This window comes from Nocardia sp. NPDC058497 (assembly GCF_042720195.1).
Taxonomy (GTDB): domain Bacteria; phylum Actinomycetota; class Actinomycetes; order Mycobacteriales; family Mycobacteriaceae; genus Nocardia.
In genome coordinates this window covers 1-4,508 of record NZ_JBHXMY010000492.1, presented here as the reverse complement: position 1 = coordinate 4,508, position 4,508 = coordinate 1, and the positions used below count along the sequence as shown (strand labels likewise).

Below are 4,508 nucleotides of genomic sequence, written 5' to 3'. Positions count from 1 at the left end.
TCGATCCGGGATCGCCGTGGCAGAACGGGATCTGCGAGTCGTTCAACGGGCGTTTCCGCGACGAGTTCCTGTCTTGCGAGGTGTTTCATTCCCTGACCGAGGTGCGGGTCCTTGCTGAGGACTGGCGCATCGAGTACAACAGTTACCGGCCGCACGGATCGTTGGGCTTCCTCAGTCCGGAAGCGTTCCGTGAGCAGTGGTCACCGACCGAGTTCGAGCAACCGCTACAACTCGCATAGCCGGTGGACCCGCGATCGGGGCCCAGTCAGATCGTAGGACAGGGCGGTGGCGGGGTTGGTCCATCCACCCAGCGCCATGAGGACTTCGAGCCGGACATCACGGTCGCTGGCCTCGGTGGCGGCTCCCGCGCGCAGGGTGTGCCCGCGCAGGCCGGAGTATCCGGCGGCGCGGCCGCGGGCGGCGATGATGCGGGCGATCTGGCGGTCGGAGATCGCGCGGTCCAGTGGCCAGCCGCCCTTGGCCAGCGGCCGGAACAGCGCGGTGTCGCGATCCGGGACCTCGGGCCAGGGTTCGTCGCAGTGGTGGGTGTGCGGGTCGAGGGTGTCGGTGGCCAGCAGTTGCTGGACCGCGAGCGAGACCGCGCGGTCCACGGCGCGGTCGTCGACGGCGACGGCGACGGCGCCGTGGCGGCGTTGGCGGCGCACCTCGCGCACGGCCGCGGCATCGCGGGCGGCGAGCACGACCTGCCAGCGGTGCAGTGCGCACCACAGGCAACACAGGGCATCCGGTGCGGCTCCGCGGCACGTAGACGGCGGTGATCTCGTCACGGGTGGTCTTGGTGCCGCGCAACCGGACCTGCAGCAGGGCGGCCGCCGCGGGCCCGGCGCAGTACCGGCCGGATCTACCAGCACCCGGCGAATGTCGAGCGCTTCCAGCCGCGCCGCCACGAGCCGCGTAATCCCTGCCCTTGCTGCAACATTCGCCCCGGCCGGGACTACAGCTCCCAGCAGATGATGGATGACCTGACCTACCGTTGGCTCGAGCCCGATCCGGCGCCCGGATTCGAGGGCGGCCTGATCATCACCAAGCACAGCGCGAAATGCCAGCCACACAATCGCGTCGCGGTCACCTGCGCACACGCGCTCTGCGAGAACGGCCCGATCCTGGGCGGGGACCTGGCCGTCGAGACGATCACCAGCGGCGGAGCCCTACCGCCGATGGTCCAGCGCTGGCTGATCGCTCACGGATGGTCCGACGGCACCAGCGGATTGATCTCCCCGGACCACCTGACCGCGGGAGGCTAGTCGTCGACCGCCGCATCTGGCGGTGCGCCTGTATCGGTCACGGCGCCGTCCGGCGCCCCTGGTTGTTGGTGGGTCCGCCTGGCCTCTCGCTGCATTTCCTCGAAGGCGCGGTGGATCGCTTCGGAATAGCCTTGCGTGCCATGGGCTTCCCTGAATATCCGGTGGATGTCGGCTTGCGTGACGGCCGCATCCCCCATCTGGGCGAGGCTTCGCTGGATGTTGGCGTTGGTGGTCGCGGCGGCCCTCATCTTGTCGATCTCCTCCCGGATCTCGGCGTGCCTGCTGGCCGCGTCCCTCATCCGGTCGAGGGTCCGCTGGATGGTGGTGTCGGCCGGACTCCCCATCTGCAAGAAAGCGCGCCGGGCATCGACGTACGAGGCATTCGGATCACCCATATTGGCGAGTGCGTGCTGAACCGCGCCGGATTCGAGGATCCGCTTCGCGTTCGCTGCCGTTTCCTGCCACAGATTGACCTCCGCCATGATCCGCGCCGGATTGTCGTTCGGTCCTGCGTCGTTGAGGACGGCCACTATCGCCTCCTGCGCCCGTGCTGCCGTCTGCTGAGCGCGGACGACATCGGCAGGTGAGGGCCACGATTTGCGCATGGGGTCATCCGGCAGCGCGGCTACCGCACTGGTCTCGAGGAGCACGACCTGCCCATCGGCCTCAATCACCAGGTCACCGGTGAAGCCGAGTTTCTTCTCCTGCACAGCGATCTCGTCGAGGGCGCCTGCCCTGGTCCAGGCGATGACAGTATCGGCGGTGACGGTGAATCTTGCTGTCCAGCCCATCTCTTCGCGTTGAGCACCGTCGTGGAACTGCCACGAGTCGGAGACCGGCGCCGTGCCGCTGATGACGGCGGTTTCGGTGCTCGGATCCAGCGCGGCCAGATACGGGTCGAGTCGCCAACTGCGGACCGATTCACCGAACTTCTCTGTCAGCTGGGTCTCGTCGAGCTTGGCGCGCAGATCCTCGGTGGTGATCGGCGCGAACTGCGCCGCGAGACGCTGTTCGAGACTGTTGATGTTGGTGACGTAGCGGACTCGCTCGGTCAGGCCGAGACGTTCGAGATCCTCGATCAGATCGCTGTGGAACAAGATGGGGCACTCATCGCGATCGCCAGTGCCCGGTCCGGTCCAATCGGTGGTCCCCGCTGGGCCGAAGTCGTCGGTGTTGTTGCTGACGAACCACACCTCGGCGGCCGGATTGTCCTGGGCCAGCTCGATGACCGACAGCCAGATCAACGCGTCCCGGAAGCCGTCCTTGTCCCCCGAAGAATATGGCGCGCGACCCACGGCTGCTCGTCGAGCAATGTCCATCAGGTCGACCTCGGCTGGCGGAGGGACGATCTCAACTCCCATCGCGGCGAGCCGTTCGTCCAGATCGCTGGCGTAGCTGGCGATCAGGGCGTCGATGTCGTCGAGGACAGCCTGCAGCGTGCCGTCGTGGCCGAACTCTCTGAACCTCCTCACGTTGGGCATCAGGCCCCGCGTCTTTCCCCACCTCACCGGCACGTTCTTCGCCGCTTCCATGACAGCGACCTCGGGTACCACGATCCGGATGTTCCAGTCGTCGCGATGATCGACCAGCGACTGCCACGTCGGGTTCTGGAGCCGTGGGGAAGCGATGACGATGTTCGCGTCGAGGACGATGATCGTTGGCACGCTTGAGATTCTGCCTCGCGACTCCGACACTCCCCCTGCCCGCCGCCGGAATGATCCCGGAGGTCGAGTTAGCCGCCGGGGGACCGAGCAGGCGAAGGTAGGTACCGCCCGGCAGTTCTCCACCGGAAAGCTCTCCCCGCATCAGGCCCGCGCGGTCAACGCCTGGCGCCGCGAGCTGCTGCGCCGTCGGCCACGCCGCTACCCCACCGAGGACGCGCGGCCCCCGGCGTCGAGTTCGGATTGCTTGGCGGTGATCGTGGTCGAGCTGCTCACCTCCCGCCCGGCCCCGATCGACCTCGCTCGCTACGCGGCCGTGGTCGGCCTGGCCCACCAGGACGCGCAGCCGCGCCGGTTCCCTGGCGCCAGCCACGTAAGTTCTACCATCCCGCCCCGATCGCCGACGCCGTCGAGGAGCTGCTCGTCGAGGCCCGCGCCGCCCACATCGCCGCGGTCGACGAAGTACTCGTCGAGGCCGCCAGCAAGTTCCCCGGCCGCTCGTAAGCGGGAGCGCGTGCCGAACACATCCACCACGAGCTCCAAGCCCGCGGATTGACCCGCAGGGTGCCCAAGACATTGCCGATGGGCACGATGGCCCGCATGGCCCATCGACCGATGGAGCGACCGTCCCGGGGGTTGAGGAGTATATCCGCCCGATCCGGCGCTAAGGATTTACGGCAGATAGCGGCGCACTATCTGCCGTAAAAGGTGAGTCGTCCTGGCGCGACGGCACCTTCGCGACGGGGCGGCTCGGGAAACTATCTGCTGTAGCGCGGGAGGGGATCGAGATGGGCGCGGTACGGACGCTGCCGATAGTCGTGGCCGGGGTGCGGTTGGCGGATGGGGTGAAGATGTTTCTGGACACGATCGCCGTCGACAACACCCGCCGAGGCTACGGGGCGGCGTTGAATCGGCTCGTGCGCGATTTCGGCGCCGACACCGATGTCGCGCTGCTGGACCCGGACCGACAGCCGGGCCATGACCCACGACGAAGTCGCCGCGCTGCTCGACTCGGACGCGCCGCTGCGCGAGCGCACGTTGTGGACGATGCTCTACGAGACCGTGGCCAGGGCCGAAGAGATCCTGACGAGACCGGCGCGTCCACACCAATGCGGATGGGCACACCTCGGTGCGCAGCCTCGCGAAATACACCAGGGTGTCGGCCGAGGCGCTGGGGCGATGGCAGGCCGAGACCGACCCGGCCTCCAGGCGAAGGCGGTAGCTCGGCCTGTCCAGGTCGATACATACTTTGCACTTCCTGACAGCTTCAGAACTCTGGGGCCGTTGCGGCGAGGAATTCAGCCGCCCATCGAGCAGACCTGACCTCCACCGCCTGATAAGGCAATGACCAGGCCATACCCGATCATCATCGTGATGATCCCGACGCTGCTCACAATCCGCCAGGGCCGGCCGATCCGATGGCGATACGCCCACAGGTACGTCAGCAGGAGAAGTCCGACAGCCAGCATGATGCCGGCGCCTGCCACCTGAAAGACCTGAGCAGTCCTGAACTCCGCATCGCGTAATGCTTTGCCGGCACGGGGTGCGTCGCTATAGACGCCTCCCCCATAGGACCCATCGC

At 67.3% G+C, this 4,508-nt stretch carries 7 protein-coding genes; 2 read left to right on the top strand and 5 right to left on the bottom strand.

The window, feature by feature from the left end; genetic code table 11:
• A partial coding sequence (locus ACFWPJ_RS25650) for a transposase (protein WP_378854950.1) occupies positions 1-239 on the top strand: 239 nt, incomplete at its 5' end.
• Here the strand turns inward: ACFWPJ_RS25650 and ACFWPJ_RS25645 are convergent.
• Positions 225-788, bottom strand: a complete 564-nt coding sequence (locus ACFWPJ_RS25645; RefSeq protein ID WP_378854948.1) for a hypothetical protein — start codon at positions 786-788, stop codon at positions 225-227. The two genes, ACFWPJ_RS25650 and ACFWPJ_RS25645, sit on opposite strands and share 15 nt — an antisense overlap.
• A gap of 183 nt (positions 789-971) precedes the next feature.
• On the opposite strand from ACFWPJ_RS25645, the gene ACFWPJ_RS25640 reads away from it, so the two are divergent.
• On the top strand, positions 972-1,265 hold the full coding sequence (locus tag ACFWPJ_RS25640) for a hypothetical protein (protein WP_378854946.1): 294 nt from the start codon (positions 972-974) through the stop codon (positions 1,263-1,265).
• On the opposite strand, the gene ACFWPJ_RS25635 is transcribed toward ACFWPJ_RS25640, so the two are convergent.
• The 4 genes from ACFWPJ_RS25635 to ACFWPJ_RS25620 all read right to left on the bottom strand — a co-directional run.
• Positions 1,262-2,929, bottom strand: coding sequence for a PIN domain-containing protein (locus tag ACFWPJ_RS25635; protein WP_378854944.1), 1,668 nt, complete (start codon positions 2,927-2,929; stop codon positions 1,262-1,264). The genes ACFWPJ_RS25640 and ACFWPJ_RS25635 overlap by 4 nt on opposite strands.
• A gap of 303 nt (positions 2,930-3,232) precedes the next feature.
• Positions 3,233-3,457: a hypothetical protein gene (locus ACFWPJ_RS25630; RefSeq protein WP_378854942.1), complete on the bottom strand. Its 225-nt coding sequence runs from the start codon at positions 3,455-3,457 to the stop codon at positions 3,233-3,235.
• A 227-nt stretch (positions 3,458-3,684) separates the two neighbouring features.
• Complete coding sequence (locus tag ACFWPJ_RS25625) at positions 3,685-3,963, bottom strand: hypothetical protein (protein WP_378854940.1); 279 nt, start codon at positions 3,961-3,963, stop codon at positions 3,685-3,687.
• 261 nt (positions 3,964-4,224) lie between these two features.
• A partial coding sequence (locus ACFWPJ_RS25620; protein ID WP_378854938.1) for a hypothetical protein occupies positions 4,225-4,508 on the bottom strand: 284 nt, incomplete at its 5' end.